A 15563-nucleotide genomic window follows, 5' to 3' on the forward strand; every position below is an offset into this window, starting at 1 on the left:
TCCTAGTTTAGGTAACTTTGTCCGAATTAGAACAAAAAAGAAGAACTTTTGAAAGAAAAGCAATAGCTCTTGTCCAGGTCCGACAAGCGCTCGAGCCCGACATTAAAAAGCCTGTTCCAGCGTTGGAACGATATAAAGATTGTCATGATGGAGATCGCAGCCATTCGGCTGTATGTAAACAGCATTTAGACCCATCAGCAAGGCTGGTGCAATTTCGTTGATAAAATTATCGCCAATGGAGACTGCTTCTTCCGGCTTCACCTTATATTTGGAGATGATCGCCTTCAAAATCTCTTTGGTCTTTACAGGTTTCCGAGAAGAAGAAAAAATTTCATCAAACAGCTCATCCAGCTCCAGTTCACGGAGAAGACGGAGCACATCATCTTTTTCACTGTTTGTCATCAGAACAAGATGTTTTTCCCTCTGTAGCCTCTGAAGGCTTTCCTTCAATCCCGGGGTTTTCGTCAAAGAGAATTCATCACTGACCATGTAAACCTTTGTCGCATTGTAGGACTCCCATGTATCCTGCTGGCTCAGTCCATAATGCATGGCAGTGACATAGGGAAGCCACCATCCGTCTCCAATCGCAATAAAGCGTTCAAAATCATATGTAAGTTCTCCAGAATACTCCCTCTTCAAGGTTTCTTCGTCAATTGGTGTTCCATCCCAAAGATGTGCAGCTGTTACTTGCAGTGTCAACGGATCAACGGTCAGAGCCGCATCTTTTTTCAAGTCATACACTTTTCCGATGGCAACAGGATGACTCCCCTGTTTCATCTCCTCATACGCGTTATAAAACTCTTCTTGTATCGAGACATCTGCCCGCTGCTGGAGCAGGCTGCAATAATAATCAAAATGATCTGTGTCCTCATAGAGAGTACCGTCCAAATCAAAGACTAAAAGCTTGCTTTTTTCTATCATTTCACGCATGGTAACACTCCTTTCCTCTCTATTGTAAGCTCACTATTTGTGGAAGTAAAACGGCTCCGATCCATGTTGACTTTGTTTTCCTAATATCTTATTGTTTTAAGTGTACTGCATACAATAATACACTTATAAAGGAGGATGAATGTGCTTCTACATCTGGATCCACGCAGCAGTACCCCCATCTGGGAACAAATCATTCATCAGATTAAAGAACTGATCCTTAAGAAAATTCTGCTTCCCGGTGATAAACTCGCCTCGGTCAGAGAGCTTTCATCCAGTCTTGTCATTAATCCGAATACGGTCAGCAAAGCCTATCAGGAACTGGAGCGGCAGGGAATCATAGAGACGCTCAGAGGCAAAGGAACATTCGTTGCAGAATGCATCGTGCCAAAAGCGGACGAACAAAAAGTAGAAGCTCTTAAACAGAGCCTGAAACAATTGGTGATCGAGGCATTGTATCTGGGAATTGATCGGACTGAATTTATAAAAATGGCAGAACACTATTTGGATGAACTTGGTGGTAGTACTTAGCTTTATTTTTTTATTTATGCCTGCCGGATTGTTTAACCTGTTGGGTGAGCTTTTGGATGTTCACCGCGCTTCAATAAACTGGATGATTGGAGCAGGTGCACGCTAATCCCAAAAAAATAGCGAAAAGCCGCTCAGGCCTGAGCGGCTTTTCTGCTTTAACATGGCGGTGAGTTTAATCCTGGCCATTTTTCTTGATCATCTGATGAAGTCTGTCAGGGAAATTCGTAAACATTCCTGTAACTCCCCAATCCATCAATCTTTTCATGTCTGTTGTTTCATTAACCGTGTAAGGATGAATTTCCAAACCGCTTCTTACTGCTTTTTGTACATAGGCCTTATCGAGATAATTAAAGTTTGGTCCGATTCCAGCTGCATATTGTTTATACGAATTAAGGTCCTGGTCTGTTAGGACCGCATGCTCCTTATATTCCAGAAGCTGGATTAATTTTAAAGACGGATCCAGCTTGTGTACTTTCAACAGGCTGTCTTTGCTGAATGATTGAACGAGCAGCGTGTCTTTATTAATATGGTATTGATTAATGAGGTGGAGGAGCTTTTCTTCCATTCCCGGATACACATCTGGTGATTTCGTTTCGATGTAGTAATTTTTGTTTTTGCCAAATGTCTTGAAAATTTCCTCAAGTGTCGGTACTTTAAGGCCCTTGTACATCGGCTTTGCATATTGTGGGTATTTTTCATTAAACCAGGAACCCGCATCCAGCTGTTTGATTTGTTTTAATGTAAAATCTTTCACCTTTCCCGTTCCGTTTGTTGTACGGTCAACGGTTTCATCATGCATAGCGATCAGCTTGCCGTCTTTCGTCATTTGAAGATCAATTTCGATGTAATCCCCATGCATCTTGTCACCCATATGATAGGAGGTGAGCGTATGTTCCGGAGCATATCCCGATGCACCCCGATGGGCAACGTCAAGTACGTCATGATGTTTTTGAACGGATTCCGCATCGGCATTCTGCGCTGCAAACAGGCTGGCTCCAAGAACCGCCGCACTAAGTAAAGAAGTCATTTTTTTGCTCAACATGTTCTCCCCTTCCGCTTTATCGAACAGATCAAGCGTACCAATGGAGTGTTAATCACTGTTTAAGCAGGCGTAAATAAGGGGTAAACAAATATTTAGAAAATATGAATATTGTAATTTTTATAAATGACCCCCGCAACATCAGAACAAAAAAAGACGAGCCTGTTAAGCAAGGCTCGTCTTCTTTTCTTCTAAATAATTTTCGATCGCATAGGCCACTCCGCTCTCATCATTTGTTTTGGTCACATGCATAGCGATTTGTTTAATTTCATCGTAAGCATTCCCCATGGCAACGCTGATGCCCGCTTTTTCAAGCATGGATACATCATTATAATTGTCGCCGATCGCCATCGTATCTTTCAGGCTGATATTGTGCAGTTTGGAAAATTTCTCAAGGGCCACTCCTTTTTGTGCATCCGCATTCGTAATCTCAAGGTTGTTATTTGCGGATGAACTGACAGCCAGGTGATCAATTTTTCTTAGCATGTCCACCGAGTTTGCGATCTTTTCCTGTTCGCTGGAAAAGGCCAAAACCTTGTAAATTTCAAGACCCTCTTTCTCCATCAACATGTCGTAATCGCTGATAAAATTTACGGTTCCCAATTTAAATCGCCTCAAAGCCGCTTTATGAACATCGTCTTCAGTGGCTTCAGGATTGGATGTCAGAACGATGTCTTTCATGACTTTAAACGCTTTTTCACGGTTATCGGTGTAGGTTCCCTCGCTCGTATACACTTCATAATAGATATCATTCGCCCGGAGCGCCTTTTCAATATCAAAATATTGCTTGGACGGGATAGGGATGCTTGTTACCTTTTCCCAATTATCCGAACGAATCTCAGCCCCGTTCACACAGATCAAAGGAAGATACAGCTCTGCTTCACTCAATGTGTACTTTGCTTCATCAAATGAACGCCCTGTAGCAATGACCACCATATGACCTTCTTCCCTGGCCTTTTCAATGGCTTCTTTATTCGCTTTGGTGACTTTCAATTGCTTGCTTACTAGTGTTCCATCCATATCTATGGCTATCAGTTTCATCTCATCATCCTTTATCTCTGTCTTTCCTTTTTTCAGTGTACCCCTTTTTTCCAATACATTACCTTAACTCTTAACGAAAACGCAAGCGCATTTACGGTAATAAAAAAAGAGCTAACAAAGCCCTTTTTGTAAGAAAGAGCTTTGTTAGCTCTTTTTCTAAAAAGGAGCACTATTGCTCTTTACCCATTAATCGTTATGAAAAAAACCTGTAAACACATCGATGAACGCTTGAACAACTTCTAGTGATTGAAAAAGTATAAGCGAAAAAGCGTCTGTTGAAAAACAATCCAATCGCAGCAAATCGAAAAAGGTGTAAACCCATACTATTCGCCTCCTGTCTATTGGATACCCATCCTAACATACATCGATTGCGATAAGAACAATTTTCAGTTCATAAAGAAGGAACAAAGGCTTAAAGCAGCCACAGAGCTTAATACCACTAAAATGATGTTCCAATTTAGATAGGCAGCGGCTCCTGCAACACAGGCACCGAGTAATCCAAACCACATGCTATCCTCGTTAATATGCAATATTCCAGGAAAAATCAATGCCCCGAGTATAGCGAAAGGAACATTTTTCAGTATCCGCTGCAGTCTTGGAGGAATCCGGTCTGCATTGATGAGGACAAGAGGCAAAACCCTCGGAAGATATGTAACAACTCCCATACCAGCAATCATCCAAAGCAAGCTACTCTCCATAAACATTCTCCTCCGTCATAAAAAATTCAATAGCTGCGGCAGATAAAAGTGTAGATAAAATGATTCCCCAACCGCCTGACAGCGGGTCATACAGAGAAAAAAGAGAGTTTAAAAAGGCGGCGGTTCCAGCCAATGCAATGACTTTTCGCGATTTTTTGGCAGAGGGAACCAGTAATCCGATAAACATCGCATATAGAGCTACAGCCATGCCATTTTGGACGGTTTCAGGAAGGCCCGATCCAATTAAAAAGCCAACGCCAGAATTGATGACCCAGCTTCCATAGGCGATCAAGCCCAGGCCAAGCATAAAAGCAGAACGCAGCTTTTTTTCTGTACGTGTAGCTGCTACTGAAAACGTCTCATCCGTAATCAAAAAACCGTAAACCGCTTTAATCCACTTCGCGTCCTCAGACATTCTTTCGTTTAATGAAGCGCTCATCAGCAGGTGGCGGATGTTCATAATAAACGCAGTAATGATAATTTCAAATGCCCCAGTCCCGGCTCCGATCATGGAAAGAGCAATGTACTGGGATGCACCGGCAAAGACGATCATACTCATGCCTACGGTCTCAACCAACGACAAACCGCTGGACTTGGCCAGCAGGCCATAGGTAAAAGCCACGGGCAAATACCCTATCGCAATGGAAAGACCTGCTTGAACACCAGTAAGAAATGGATGGCTTTCCTTTTCTTCAGCAGGGAATGGCAGCATCATGTCGAACACTCCTTAAGTAGCTTCCTTAACCATTTATATGTTATATTATACATATTGTATGTTATATCATATAAAACGACAAGGGGATTTTTTGTATGAATTTGAATGAAGTCATCGGCAGAAGATTAAAAGCCATGAGAGGACAAAAGAACTGGAGCCTCGATCAAGCAGCTAAAGCAACAGGAGTTTCAAAACCGATGCTGAGCCAGATTGAACGGGGAGAATCCAACCCTACCGTTAGTACACTGTGGAAAATCGCAAATGGATTAGGCGTATCATTCAGTTCCTTTCTGGAGGAAAATCAGCCAGCGATAAAACAAGTAAACACTGCGGATGTCGAACCCATTGAAAACCAGGACGGAACATTCCTTGTCTCCCCTCTTTTTCCGATAGAACCTAAAAAGTCATTTGAGATTTATGCTGTGGAGCTTCTTCCTGGATGCCATTATACCTCTGAACCACATGCCCCTGGGGTGGAGGAATACCTACTCTTGCAAGAGGGATCCCTCTCATTAACGGTTCATCGGGAGGACTTCCAATTGTCTTCAGGTCAAAACATCCGTTTTGCTGCAGACTACGTCCATGTTTATAAGAATCAGGGAAGGGGCCCTGCAAAATTAATCATGATCATTTATTACCCATAATGAAAAAACAACCTTCCTTAGACGTGGAAGGTTGTTTTCCGGGTCGCTGCCTTTTTACGCGAAGGCGGTATATGGATCGCTTTTCCCGATGCGTTCTCGACCGCCTCAAGCCATGCTTCACTTAATGATGGATGGGCGTAAACAGGATAAGCGAGGTCTTCCTCTCTGGCTACCATTTCAAGGGCTGTTGTGCCTGACTGTATTAACTCTGCAGCTCCGGCACCCATCATATGAACACCTAGAATGAGCTCGTTCTCTTCATCCATCACCAATTTGGTCAGGCCTTCCTTTTGTCCGGCAAGACCGGCAAACCCGTTTCCGCCCATTGCAAACTGACCGGTCTTCACCTTGTATCCCTCCTGCTTTGCTTCTCCTTCTGTCATCCCGACTGAGGCAATCGGAGGAACAGTATGGATAACAAGGGGCACAAGGGCCAGGTTAAAGGTTGAGTTCATGCCGCTGATACGTTCAGCGGCTACCTTTCCTTGTTTGATCGCCTTGCTGGCAAGCTTTATGCCGATCGTGCAGTCACCAACAGCATAGATGCCCTTCACACTTGTTTCGCCATATTCATTTATGACGATGAATCCTTGGTCATCGGTGCTCATCTTTAAAAAATCCAATCCAAGGCCTTGCGTGTTTGGCTTGTATTGACCGGAAATAAGCAGGTGGCTCCCCTCAAGCGTCAGTTTTTCCTGATCGGTTTGAACGGTAATGGCGACATGGCTTTCATATGAACAAGCTTCAAGCAACGTGCTGTTTTTGAATACCTTTATCTTTAATTTTTTTAGAACACGGTGCAGCTCTTTAGCTACCGTTTCATCGAGTCCAAACGTATCGTCCATACAGAAGATTGACACATTAGATCCCAGGTTCCGATAAGCCACTGCCGTTTCAAGCGAAATGTAATCTGATCCGCTGACCACAAGATGCTCCGGAAGCTCATGAAGGGTCGGCAGATCATTGGCGCTGATGATCTTTCCTTCCACCGGAGCAATTCCCTCCGGCATTACAGGAGAAGCTCCAACGGCAATGATCGCACGCTCATACTCATACATCTCATAATGATGGCCGGAATCCACACCGATCCGGTTTTCCGACATAAAGGTAGCTGTACCTTTGATCACTTCGATTTTGTTCGCTTTGCAAAGGGCTTCTACCCCTTTTTGCAGAGCAGATACTGTTTTTTGCTGATACTCTTTAAAATTTTGCAGTTCAAATCCAGGCGCGCCTGTCTGGATACCCATCTCGTTCAAGTGAGGAAGTGAAGCATAAGCCGCAGCCGCGTGCGTCAATGTCTTCGAGGGAATGCACCCCGTATTCAGGCAGACACCGCCCAGCTTATCTTTTTCAATGATGGTGACTTCCATGCCGAGCTGTGCCGCCCGAATGGCTGCATTATAGCCCCCAGGCCCGCCGCCGGCTATGATCAGCTGCCGCTTTTGAGTAAATTCTCCAACGACCATTTATATCAGCTCCAATACCATGACAGAAGGATTTTCAATCAGCTCTTTGAAACGATTTGTAAATTGTACTGCGGTCGCCCCGTCAGCAACACGGTGATCAAACGACATTGAAAGATTCATCATCGATCTGATTTGGATCTCGTCTTGAATGATCACAGGCATTTTCTTCGTTTTATGAAAAGCTATTAAAGCCACTTCGGGATGATTGATGATCGGGGTTGCACCCATGCTTCCCAGCGGCCCGACATTAGAGATCGTAAAGGTGCCGCCCGTCATCTCTTCTCTTGTGAGCCCGCCTTCTTTCGCCTTCGATATCTTAACTTTCATATCAGAATTAATGTCTTTAATGTTTCTGCGTTCAACATTCCTGATTACAGGTACGATCAAGCCGTCCTCAGCATCTGTGGCGATCCCGATATTTATTTCCTTCTCAAGTCGGATAACTTCATGTTCTTCATCCAGTTTACTGTTGAAAATCGGGAAATCCTGAAGAGCAAGCTGAATCGCTTTTACAAAAAATGCGGCGACTGAAACATTAAAGCCCTTGTTATTAAGAGGATCAAGACTTTTCATCTGTTTTTTCAATTCAAGCAAATTCGTCATATCCACTTCCTCAAAATGGGTGACATGCGGGATCGTGAACAGCGATTTTGTCATCTTTTTTGCTATTTGCTTTCTGCGTCCTCTAAATGGAATGGTATCTGCTTCCGCAGGTATACTACTTTCTTTCTTCTGTTTGAGAGCGGGCTTAGCAGCTGCTGGCTGCTCGTCTGATTTGGGTTCTGTTCTTTGTTTTGCAAATGAGAGTACATCTTCCTCAGTAATTCTTCCTGCCGGCCCCGTGCCCGTTACCTGCTCGATGTCAATGCCCTGCTCTCTAGCGATTTTCCGGGTGTATGGTGCAGCCAGCACCCGTTTTGTCAGCGTCGCGAGAGATGCTTCCCGTTCAGGGTTCTGGGGCGTCATGTTCTGCACGTCCTGCGGTGAGTTCATCTCTTTTTTAGCCTCTTGAACCGCCCCTTCTCCTTGCAGCGTAAGCAGAACGGTACCGACAGTGACCGTTTCTCCTTCCTTTACAAGGATGTCGGCCACTTTGCCGGCGATCGGTGATGGAAGCTCTGCCGTCACTTTGTCTGTTTGGACTTCAACAAGAGGCTGGTCAATGGAAACCGTGTCACCGGGTTTTACAAAGAAATGGATGATTTCTCCCTCATGCATTCCTTCGCCTATATCATGCAATTTTACTTCAACCATTTTACAGCCTCCTAAAAGTTAATCACCTTATGAATTGCTGATGTCACCCTGGCCTTGTCAGGCAGATAATGATCTTCGAGTGCAAACATCGGAACTGGTGTATCAAAACCTGTAACACGCTCCACAGGCGCTTTCATGTAAAGGAATGAAGTGTCATTGATCAAAGAGACAAGCGTATCCCCAAGCCCTCCAGTAGACGGCGCCTCGTGCACGATGACCACTCTGCCTGTCTTTTGGACGCTTTGTGCAATGAGATCTTTATCTAGCGGATAAAGGGTACGCAAATCAATAGCTTCCACATGTATACCATGCTTTTCCGCTTGCTCTGCTGCTTTTAACACTGGGTCAACCATCGCTCCATAGGTCAAGACCGTGACGTGTTCTCCTTCTTTCAGAACACTTCCCTTCCCGATTTCAACCGTGTACTTTCCTTCTGGCACCTCCATTTTGGAGCTCCTGTAGCATCTCATCGGCTCAAGGAACAGCACCGGGTCCGGATCCTCAATGCTCGCGATCAGCAGCCCCTTGGCATCATAGGCGTTTGAAGGAACTACCACTTTAATTCCCGGCATGTGAGTGAACAGAGCTTCCACCGAATCAGAGTGAATTTCAGGCGCGCGCACCCCCGCTCCGAACGGTGCACGGATAACCATCGGGACGGTAAATGCACCGAGTGTTCTGGCTCTGATCCTTGAAGCATGGGTCATAATCTGGTTGAAGGCTGGATAGATAAATCCCAGGAACTGCATTTCTGCCACAGGGCGGAAGCCGTTCATCGCAAGCCCGATGGATGTCCCTATGATGCCTGATTCGGCCAGCGGCGTGTCGATGATCCGCTTTTCGCCAAACTCATCCATCAATCCGTCAGTGGCACGGAACACTCCTCCGTTCCGCCCTACATCCTCACCTAGAACAATCACGTTTTCATGTTCCTTCATCATCGTTCGAAGTCCGTCCGTTACTGCCTGAACAAGTGTCAGCTTTTTCGTTTCAACTGCTGTCGTCATCTTACTCCCCCCTCATAAGCGCATAGGCTTCTTTTTGGTCATTGATCGTCCATGGATTTTCTGCAAATACATGGTCAAACATATCATTGACGTGCGGCGGCCGTTCGTTTTCCATCTCTTTTACAGCCGCCTCGATTTCCGCTGTTAATTCTTTTTCAAGATCTGCTGACCACTGGGTATCCCACATGTTCTCCAGCTTCATATACTTCTCCAGCCGGATGAGAGGATCGGTCGTTTCACGCCGGATCAGACTCTCGTTTTGATCTCTGTATTTGGACGGGTCATCGGCAGTCGTATGGGCACCATACCTCCAGGTCACCGCTTCAATTAGAGTCGGTCCTCCTCCGGCCCTTGCCTTGTCTATGGCTGCTTTTGTATGGAAGTACACTGAAAATACATCATTGCCATCCAGTCTTATACCTTCAATATCATAGCCGAGCGCTTTTTGGGCGATAGTCTTCGCCTTCATTTGCTTTTCTATTGGAACGGAGATCGCAAAACCGTTATTCTGGTTGAAAAAGACTACAGGAAGATTAAAAACACTCGCAAAGTTAAGGCCCTCATGAAAATCTCCCTCCGAGGTCGCACCGTCTCCAAAGTAAACGATGGAGGCGCGGTCTGTTCCTTTCATCTTTTCAGCCCATGCGGTCCCGGCAGCATGAAGAAGCTGGGAAGCAATTGGCACGGCAGGTGGAAAAATGTTCTTTCCAGCGGGTGGAATACAGCCTTCCTGACGGCCTTTCCAATAGAGAAGCACATTCTTTACAGAGTGTCCGAACGTTAATGTCGCCCCGTGGTCACGGTAGGTAGGGAACATCCAGTCTCCTTCTCCCATCGCCATGGCACTGCCGATTTGCGCCGCTTCCTGGCCTTCAAACGGCACATATGTTCCAATACGGCCTTGCCGCTGAAGATTTACTCCTTTGCGGTCAAAGAGGCGGGCTCTCAGCATTTTTGTGTAGAGGCTTTTCACAAGCTCTTCTGTCAGTCTGATTTTATATGAATCATCTGCCAGCTTTCCGTCTTCGTTTAAAATTTGCTTCTTCGGAAATTGACTTTCCACATTAACTCCCCCTTTAATAGACTCCATATTAATGCCGGACCTTCCATTTCGGCCTTGTATCATGGGAAAAGAAACTGTTTCGCCTCTTACGGTGTTCAATCCTGTCCTCACAGAAGCGGTTGGCGGCTTCCATCGTAGATAGATTCTGTTCCTTGCTCTGTTTATAGATTGCCAGAAGAGAATCATAGATGGCTCTTGTCTGGTTCAGCACCCGGTCCCTATTCGGCCCGTAGAGCTCATCAGCAACCTGAATAAGCCCGCCGGCGTTCACGATATAATCAGGCCCGTAAAGAATTCCTTTCTGCTGAAGATAGATTCCATGCTTATCTTCGAGCAGCTGATTATTCGCACTTCCCACAACCGCTTTGACCTTGAGCCTGTCGATGGTTTCGTCATTAACCACACCTCCGAGCGCACATGGAACAAATATATCCGCATCCGCTCCGTAGATCTCATTGCCCCCAACAATTTGCACTGTTCCAGGAAGAAGCTCTGACTGCTCCACGATGTTCTTCAGCGCCTCCTGATTAATATCGGTAACATACACATGAGCACCAGCTGCGACCAGATGCTCCGCTACCTTATAGCCCACTTTCCCGAGCCCCTGAATGCTGTAAGACATTCCGGAAAGATCTTCTGAGCCATACAGCGCCTGAAGGGTTGCTCTCAGTCCGTATATGACACCCTGTGCGGTAGGAACCGACGAATCTCCGCTGCCGCCATATTCATCCGGTACGCCGACGATACAAGAGGTTTCTTTCAAGGCATGCACAAAATCATCTGGTGTCGTTCCCATGTCTGTGCCTGTATAAAAACGTCCGTTCAACGAGTCCACGAATTGTCCAAACGCACGGAACAGTGCCGGGGATTTATCTGTCGTCGGATCACCAATGATCACCGACTTACCTCCCCCAAAATCCACGTCAGCTCCGGCACACTTATATGTCATTCCCTTAGAAAGCCGGAGTACATCTTCGAGTGCTTCATCCGTCGATTTGTACGGACGCATCCTGCAGCCTCCGAGCGCCGGCCCAAGCGTGGTGTTATGTATTGCGATGATCGCCTTCAAGCCGCTGGATGGATCGTTGCAGAATACCACCTGTTCATGCTGTGATATCTTTTCAAACATGATTTCTTCCCCCTCGGTAATCCTTTATCTCTTTGTCGCTTTAAAGTAAGCGCTTTCATTTTATGGTGTTCAGATGGTCATTTCATGCAGCCTCTGAGAAATTTTTTCTTTTGGAAGAATGTATTGTGTCACCTCTCCCTCTCCTACTGCTGCTTTCTCATTTCTTACTTCGACTTTGCAGATGACTGCTCTTCCTTTCAGTTCTGTAAGAGTTGCCGTTATCTCAAGTTTCATTCCTTCAGGTGTAGGGGCAAGATGCGAAGCTTTGATCCCTCCGCCGATTCCTTCCTCATCTTCTTCGAGGTAAGGCAGAATAATTTGTCTCGCAGCCCACTCCATATGATAAACCATTGATACGGTCGAGTAAGCGCGATGAACAAGTTTTCCTTCGAACTGCGCAAACATATCAGGCGTAACAACAGCCGTAATGGTTGCTGTATCACCGATTTTCATCCCTGGTTTCATGAAATCACCTCTTAGTAGTTACAAGCATTTGTATGACCGCAGACAATGAGGACATATTCCAGCTAATGGCCCATGCCCTCATGCACGATAATCATATAACGTTTTCTTAACGTAATAATATCATTGTGTTGAATAATCAGTCAATGAATAGCCTGAAGATTTCAAATCTATACAAACTATCAGGACTGTGAAAAAGTGTAGTTCGAAGGAGTGAAAAAATATGGACAACTGTCTATTATGCCAGCCGTTCGATCTGGATGATCAGCAGATTGTCTTAGAAAACAAAACGTGTCTTTATATTCAAAGCCCGCAGCATCAATTGATCCTTGAAGGAAGCGAATTGATCATTCCTAAAGCTCACCGGCCGTCTGTGTTTGATCTGACACAGGAAGAATGGAATGATACTTACAGCCTTCTGGCCGATGCCAAGAAATACGTTCACCGCCGATTGAAACCGGATGGCTTCAATATCGGATGGAACTGCGGTGAAGTCAGCGGCCAGCATATCCCCCATGCCCATCCATGTCATCCCTCGTTTTGCGGATGAGCCTTATGAGGAAGAGGAATTCGCTCCTGGCTCAAAAGCTCCTCCAACAAACGCCCCCAAAACGAATAAAAGCTGTGTCCCGGTTGGAACACAGCTTTTGTTTTTCCAGAAGAATTAAGAGAGAAGCGCCCTGTCGCTTGCCATCTTTTCTCCCCGTATGCGCTGAAACTCATTAAGAAGACTTTCAACGGTTAAAGACCTTTTGTTGACTTCATCAACATCCAGGATGATCTGGCCTTTATCCATCATAATCAGCCGGTTTCCAAGATCAATGGCCTGCTGCATGTTATGAGTGACCATCATTGTGGTGAGGCCATGTTCAGCCACGATCTGTTTTGTTAATTTTGTGATCAATGCTGCACGGGATGGATCCAATGCAGCTGTATGCTCGTCCAGCAAAAGGATATCCGGCTCTGTAAAGGTTGCCATCAGCAACGATAACGCCTGCCGTTCACCGCCTGATAACAGGCCGACCTTGGCAGTAAAGCGGTTTTCCAGCCCGAGGTGAAGAGACTTTACCGCTTCTTGAAAGAAATCCCTCGATCTTTTTGTAATGCCCCGTCTGAGGGTTCTTCTTTTATTTCGTGCATAAGCCATCGCCAGATTTTCCTCGATTGTCATTGTCGGTGCGGTTCCAGCCATCGGATCCTGAAAGACTCTTCCGATAAACCTGGACCGTTTATGTTCAGGCAGTGAGAGGATGTTTTTTCCTTTGATTCTGATCTCGCCGGCATCAGGAAACAGGACGCCCGAAATGACATTCATTAAGGTTGACTTTCCAGCTCCATTGCTTCCGATAACCGTGACGAAGTCTCCAGGCTCAAGTTTCAGATTGATATTGGAAAGTCCAATTTTTTCATCAGGGGTGTCTTCATTAAAAATTTTATGAACCGAGTTTAGATGCAGCAATCTCCTCACCCTTTCTGTCCATTGACTTGCCGTTCGTCAGCTTTCTCTTTGTTTTTCTTGCCTGTTCTTTTCTGGCTTCCAGCAATTTAGGCAGGATGAGAGAACAGACTACGATCAGCGCAGTGATCAACTTCAAATCCCCGGTTTCAAAAAATTCGATCTGAAGAGCAAAAGCAATGATGATACGGTAGACAACAGCTCCTAATACAACAGCAAGCGTTGCACGGGCAATAGATTTCGTTCCGAACAATGCTTCACCGATGATGACCGAAGCGAGACCGATAATAATCATACCGATTCCCATCCCGACATCGGCAAATCCGCCGTATTGCGCGATGAGAGCCCCCGCAAAAGCGACCAGTGCATTGGACAATCCGAGGCCCAGAACCGTTAAGCCATCCGTGTTTGCTGAAAAGCTTCGAATCATGCGCTTGTTGTCCCCAGTTGCCCGGAGTGCAAGCCCGATCTCCGTTTTCAGGAACCAATCGGCTGCCCATTTGATAAGCAGGGTCACAATGGCCATAACAATAAAGATGCCCCACGTTTTCGGCAGACTATCTCCCAGTCCAATCGCTGTGAACAGCTGATTAAGCATGCTGTCGAGTCCCAGCTTCTGCCAATAGGAAGTGGTTATAGAAAAGATAGTGCCCTCTCCTAATAGGGGCACATTGGACCGCTGCTCCATAATCCTGAGATTGATAGAATAAAGAGCGATCATCATTAGGATTCCGGAAAGAAGCGGATTGATTTTGCCTTTTGTATGTAAAATGCCGGTAAAACACCCTGCGATAAAACCAGCGAGCATTCCTGCCAGAGTGGCGATGAAAGGACTCTGTCCGTGTACAATTAAGCCGGCAGATATGGCCGCCCCCGTGACAAAGCTTCCATCTACCGTTAAGTCCGGAAAGTCGAGTATACGGAACGACAGGTAAACACCAAGTGCCATAATGGCATAGATCACACCAGATTCCAAAGCGCTAAAGAGTGCAAACATCTGAATTCCTCCCCTAGAAACCGTTTCTATCGAAAAAACGTACTGGGGTTTGGCCAACAGCGGTGCGCCAAACCCAGCACGCGAGACTTACTTTATATATTCAGCCATCGAGTCCCAATCAGGTTTCAGTTGGACATTCATGGCCTCTGCCGCCTTCTTGTTGATGACGAGTTTCAGCTTTTGAGGGTACTGAACGTTGATTTCGCTCGGCTTCTTTTCACCTTTTAGAATCTTGGCTGCCATCTGCCCGGCTTCATAGCCGATATCATAATAGTCGAATCCGTAAGCTGCAAAAGCTCCTCGTTTGACAGAATCCAGCTCTCCGGCAAACATCGGGATATCCTTGTCCTCAGATACACTGATCACCGATTCAAGGGCAGAAACGACAGTATTGTCAGTAATGATGTAGAATACATCTGCACGTCCTACCAGTGATTCCGCAGCCTGCTTGACATCTGCAGAGGTTGAAACACTGGCCTCCACAGGCTTAAGATTCGATTTCTTCAGCTCTTTTTTCACAAGGTCTACTTGTGCAACAGAGTTTTGTTCTCCTTTGTTGTAAATCAGCCCGACTGATTTGGCATCGGTCTGCTTGTCGATGAACTCTATCGTTTTTGGAATGGCATCAGGGTGGGTATCTGTTGTTCCCGTTATATTTTCCCCTGGCTTGTCAAAGCTTTGGACGAGCTTTGCACCTACCGGATCGGTTACGGAGGTAAATACGATCGGGATATCTTGTGTTGCGTTAAGAGCATGCTGGGCACTTGGTGTAGTGTTGGCAAATATAAGATCGACTTTTTCACCTACAAGGTTTTTAGCGATCGTCTGGGAATTGTTCTGATCCCCTTGTGCGTTTTGGAAGTCATATTTTACATTTTTCAGCCCGTTGGCTTCGATGGCTTTTTTAAAGCCTTTGTAGGCTGCGTCAAGCGATGGATGCTCAACAAGCTGAGTAACGCCGATCTTGATTTCCTTGCCGCTTTTCTCCTCACTACTCGTTTCTTTCGTTGCTCCACAGCCTGCAAGCAGAAGCATTCCAGCCAGTGATACACCGAGTAAACCTTTCCATTTCTTCATTCTCTTTTCCCCCTTTAACTTCAGCAGACGCTCGAAAAAAGTTTTCAAACTATTTTC

The 15563-nt window shown here is 45.7% G+C and carries 17 protein-coding genes; 3 read left to right on the top strand and 14 right to left on the bottom strand.

What is annotated here, in order from left to right; all coding sequences use genetic code 11:
* Window positions 1-102: 102 nt before the first annotated feature.
* Window positions 103-930, bottom strand: coding sequence for an HAD family hydrolase (locus QYF49_RS22240; RefSeq protein WP_290401790.1), 828 nt, complete (start codon window positions 928-930; stop codon window positions 103-105).
* 141 nt (window positions 931-1071) lie between these two features.
* Between QYF49_RS22240 and QYF49_RS22245 the strand changes: the two genes are divergently transcribed.
* A complete protein-coding gene (locus tag QYF49_RS22245; RefSeq protein ID WP_290401791.1) occupies window positions 1072-1458 on the top strand; it encodes a GntR family transcriptional regulator in 387 nt (128 codons plus the stop codon).
* 172 nt (window positions 1459-1630) lie between these two features.
* On the opposite strand, the gene QYF49_RS22250 is transcribed toward QYF49_RS22245, so the two are convergent.
* The 4 genes from QYF49_RS22250 to QYF49_RS22265 all read right to left on the bottom strand — a co-directional run bounded on the left by QYF49_RS22250 (window position 1631) and on the right by QYF49_RS22265 (window position 4951).
* Complete coding sequence (locus tag QYF49_RS22250) at window positions 1631-2500, bottom strand: glycerophosphodiester phosphodiesterase (protein WP_425589621.1); 870 nt, start codon at window positions 2498-2500, stop codon at window positions 1631-1633.
* Window positions 2501-2662: 162 nt separating this feature from the next.
* Entirely contained in the window at window positions 2663-3538 is an 876-nt protein-coding gene (locus QYF49_RS22255; protein ID WP_290401792.1) for a Cof-type HAD-IIB family hydrolase, read from the bottom strand.
* Window positions 3539-3924: 386 nt separating this feature from the next.
* Window positions 3925-4236, bottom strand: coding sequence for an AzlD domain-containing protein (locus QYF49_RS22260; RefSeq protein WP_290401793.1), 312 nt, complete (start codon window positions 4234-4236; stop codon window positions 3925-3927).
* The gene (locus QYF49_RS22265; protein WP_425589622.1) at window positions 4226-4951 is read right to left on the bottom strand and encodes an AzlC family ABC transporter permease; all 726 of its coding nucleotides are present in this window, start codon (window positions 4949-4951) and stop codon (window positions 4226-4228) included. The genes QYF49_RS22260 and QYF49_RS22265 overlap by 11 nt, the downstream gene beginning before the upstream one ends.
* Before the next feature lie 95 nt (window positions 4952-5046).
* Here QYF49_RS22265 and QYF49_RS22270 point away from each other — a divergent pair, with 95 nt between their 5' ends.
* On the top strand, window positions 5047-5595 hold the full coding sequence (locus tag QYF49_RS22270) for a helix-turn-helix domain-containing protein (protein WP_290401794.1): 549 nt from the start codon (window positions 5047-5049) through the stop codon (window positions 5593-5595).
* A 17-nt stretch (window positions 5596-5612) separates the two neighbouring features.
* Here QYF49_RS22270 and lpdA read toward each other — a convergent pair whose 3' ends face one another.
* From lpdA to QYF49_RS22300, 6 genes are all read right to left on the bottom strand, one after another.
* A complete protein-coding gene (gene lpdA / locus QYF49_RS22275; RefSeq protein ID WP_290401795.1) occupies window positions 5613-7061 on the bottom strand; it encodes a dihydrolipoyl dehydrogenase in 1449 nt (482 codons plus the stop codon).
* The gene (locus QYF49_RS22280) at window positions 7062-8315 is read right to left on the bottom strand and encodes a dihydrolipoamide acetyltransferase family protein (protein WP_290401796.1); all 1254 of its coding nucleotides are present in this window, start codon (window positions 8313-8315) and stop codon (window positions 7062-7064) included.
* Window positions 8316-8326: 11 nt separating this feature from the next.
* Window positions 8327-9322: an alpha-ketoacid dehydrogenase subunit beta gene (locus QYF49_RS22285; protein WP_290401797.1), complete on the bottom strand. Its 996-nt coding sequence runs from the start codon at window positions 9320-9322 to the stop codon at window positions 8327-8329.
* Window position 9323: 1 nt separating this feature from the next.
* A complete protein-coding gene (gene pdhA / locus QYF49_RS22290) occupies window positions 9324-10385 on the bottom strand; it encodes a pyruvate dehydrogenase (acetyl-transferring) E1 component subunit alpha (RefSeq protein WP_290401798.1) in 1062 nt (353 codons plus the stop codon).
* Between the two features lie 28 nt (window positions 10386-10413).
* Window positions 10414-11514, bottom strand: coding sequence for a Leu/Phe/Val dehydrogenase (locus tag QYF49_RS22295; RefSeq protein WP_290401799.1), 1101 nt, complete (start codon window positions 11512-11514; stop codon window positions 10414-10416).
* A gap of 69 nt (window positions 11515-11583) precedes the next feature.
* Window positions 11584-11979, bottom strand: a complete 396-nt coding sequence (locus QYF49_RS22300; protein ID WP_290401800.1) for a thioesterase family protein — start codon at window positions 11977-11979, stop codon at window positions 11584-11586.
* 220 nt (window positions 11980-12199) lie between these two features.
* Here QYF49_RS22300 and QYF49_RS22305 point away from each other — a divergent pair, with 220 nt between their 5' ends.
* Window positions 12200-12526: an HIT family protein gene (locus QYF49_RS22305; protein ID WP_354005868.1), complete on the top strand. Its 327-nt coding sequence runs from the start codon at window positions 12200-12202 to the stop codon at window positions 12524-12526.
* 114 nt (window positions 12527-12640) lie between these two features.
* Here the strand turns inward: QYF49_RS22305 and QYF49_RS22310 are convergent, their stop codons facing one another.
* The 3 genes from QYF49_RS22310 to QYF49_RS22320 form a co-directional block, all read right to left on the bottom strand.
* Window positions 12641-13435, bottom strand: a complete 795-nt coding sequence (locus tag QYF49_RS22310; RefSeq protein WP_290401801.1) for an ABC transporter ATP-binding protein — start codon at window positions 13433-13435, stop codon at window positions 12641-12643.
* On the bottom strand, window positions 13410-14429 hold the full coding sequence (locus tag QYF49_RS22315; RefSeq protein WP_290401802.1) for an ABC transporter permease: 1020 nt from the start codon (window positions 14427-14429) through the stop codon (window positions 13410-13412). The genes QYF49_RS22310 and QYF49_RS22315 overlap by 26 nt, the downstream gene beginning before the upstream one ends.
* An 87-nt stretch (window positions 14430-14516) precedes the next feature.
* Complete coding sequence (locus QYF49_RS22320; RefSeq protein ID WP_290401803.1) at window positions 14517-15506, bottom strand: ABC transporter substrate-binding protein; 990 nt, start codon at window positions 15504-15506, stop codon at window positions 14517-14519.
* Window positions 15507-15563: the final 57 nt, after the last annotated feature.

The sequence above is a fragment of the Fictibacillus terranigra genome (assembly GCF_030412265.1).
Taxonomy (GTDB): Bacteria; Bacillota; Bacilli; order Bacillales; family Fictibacillaceae; genus Fictibacillus_C; species Fictibacillus_C terrinigri.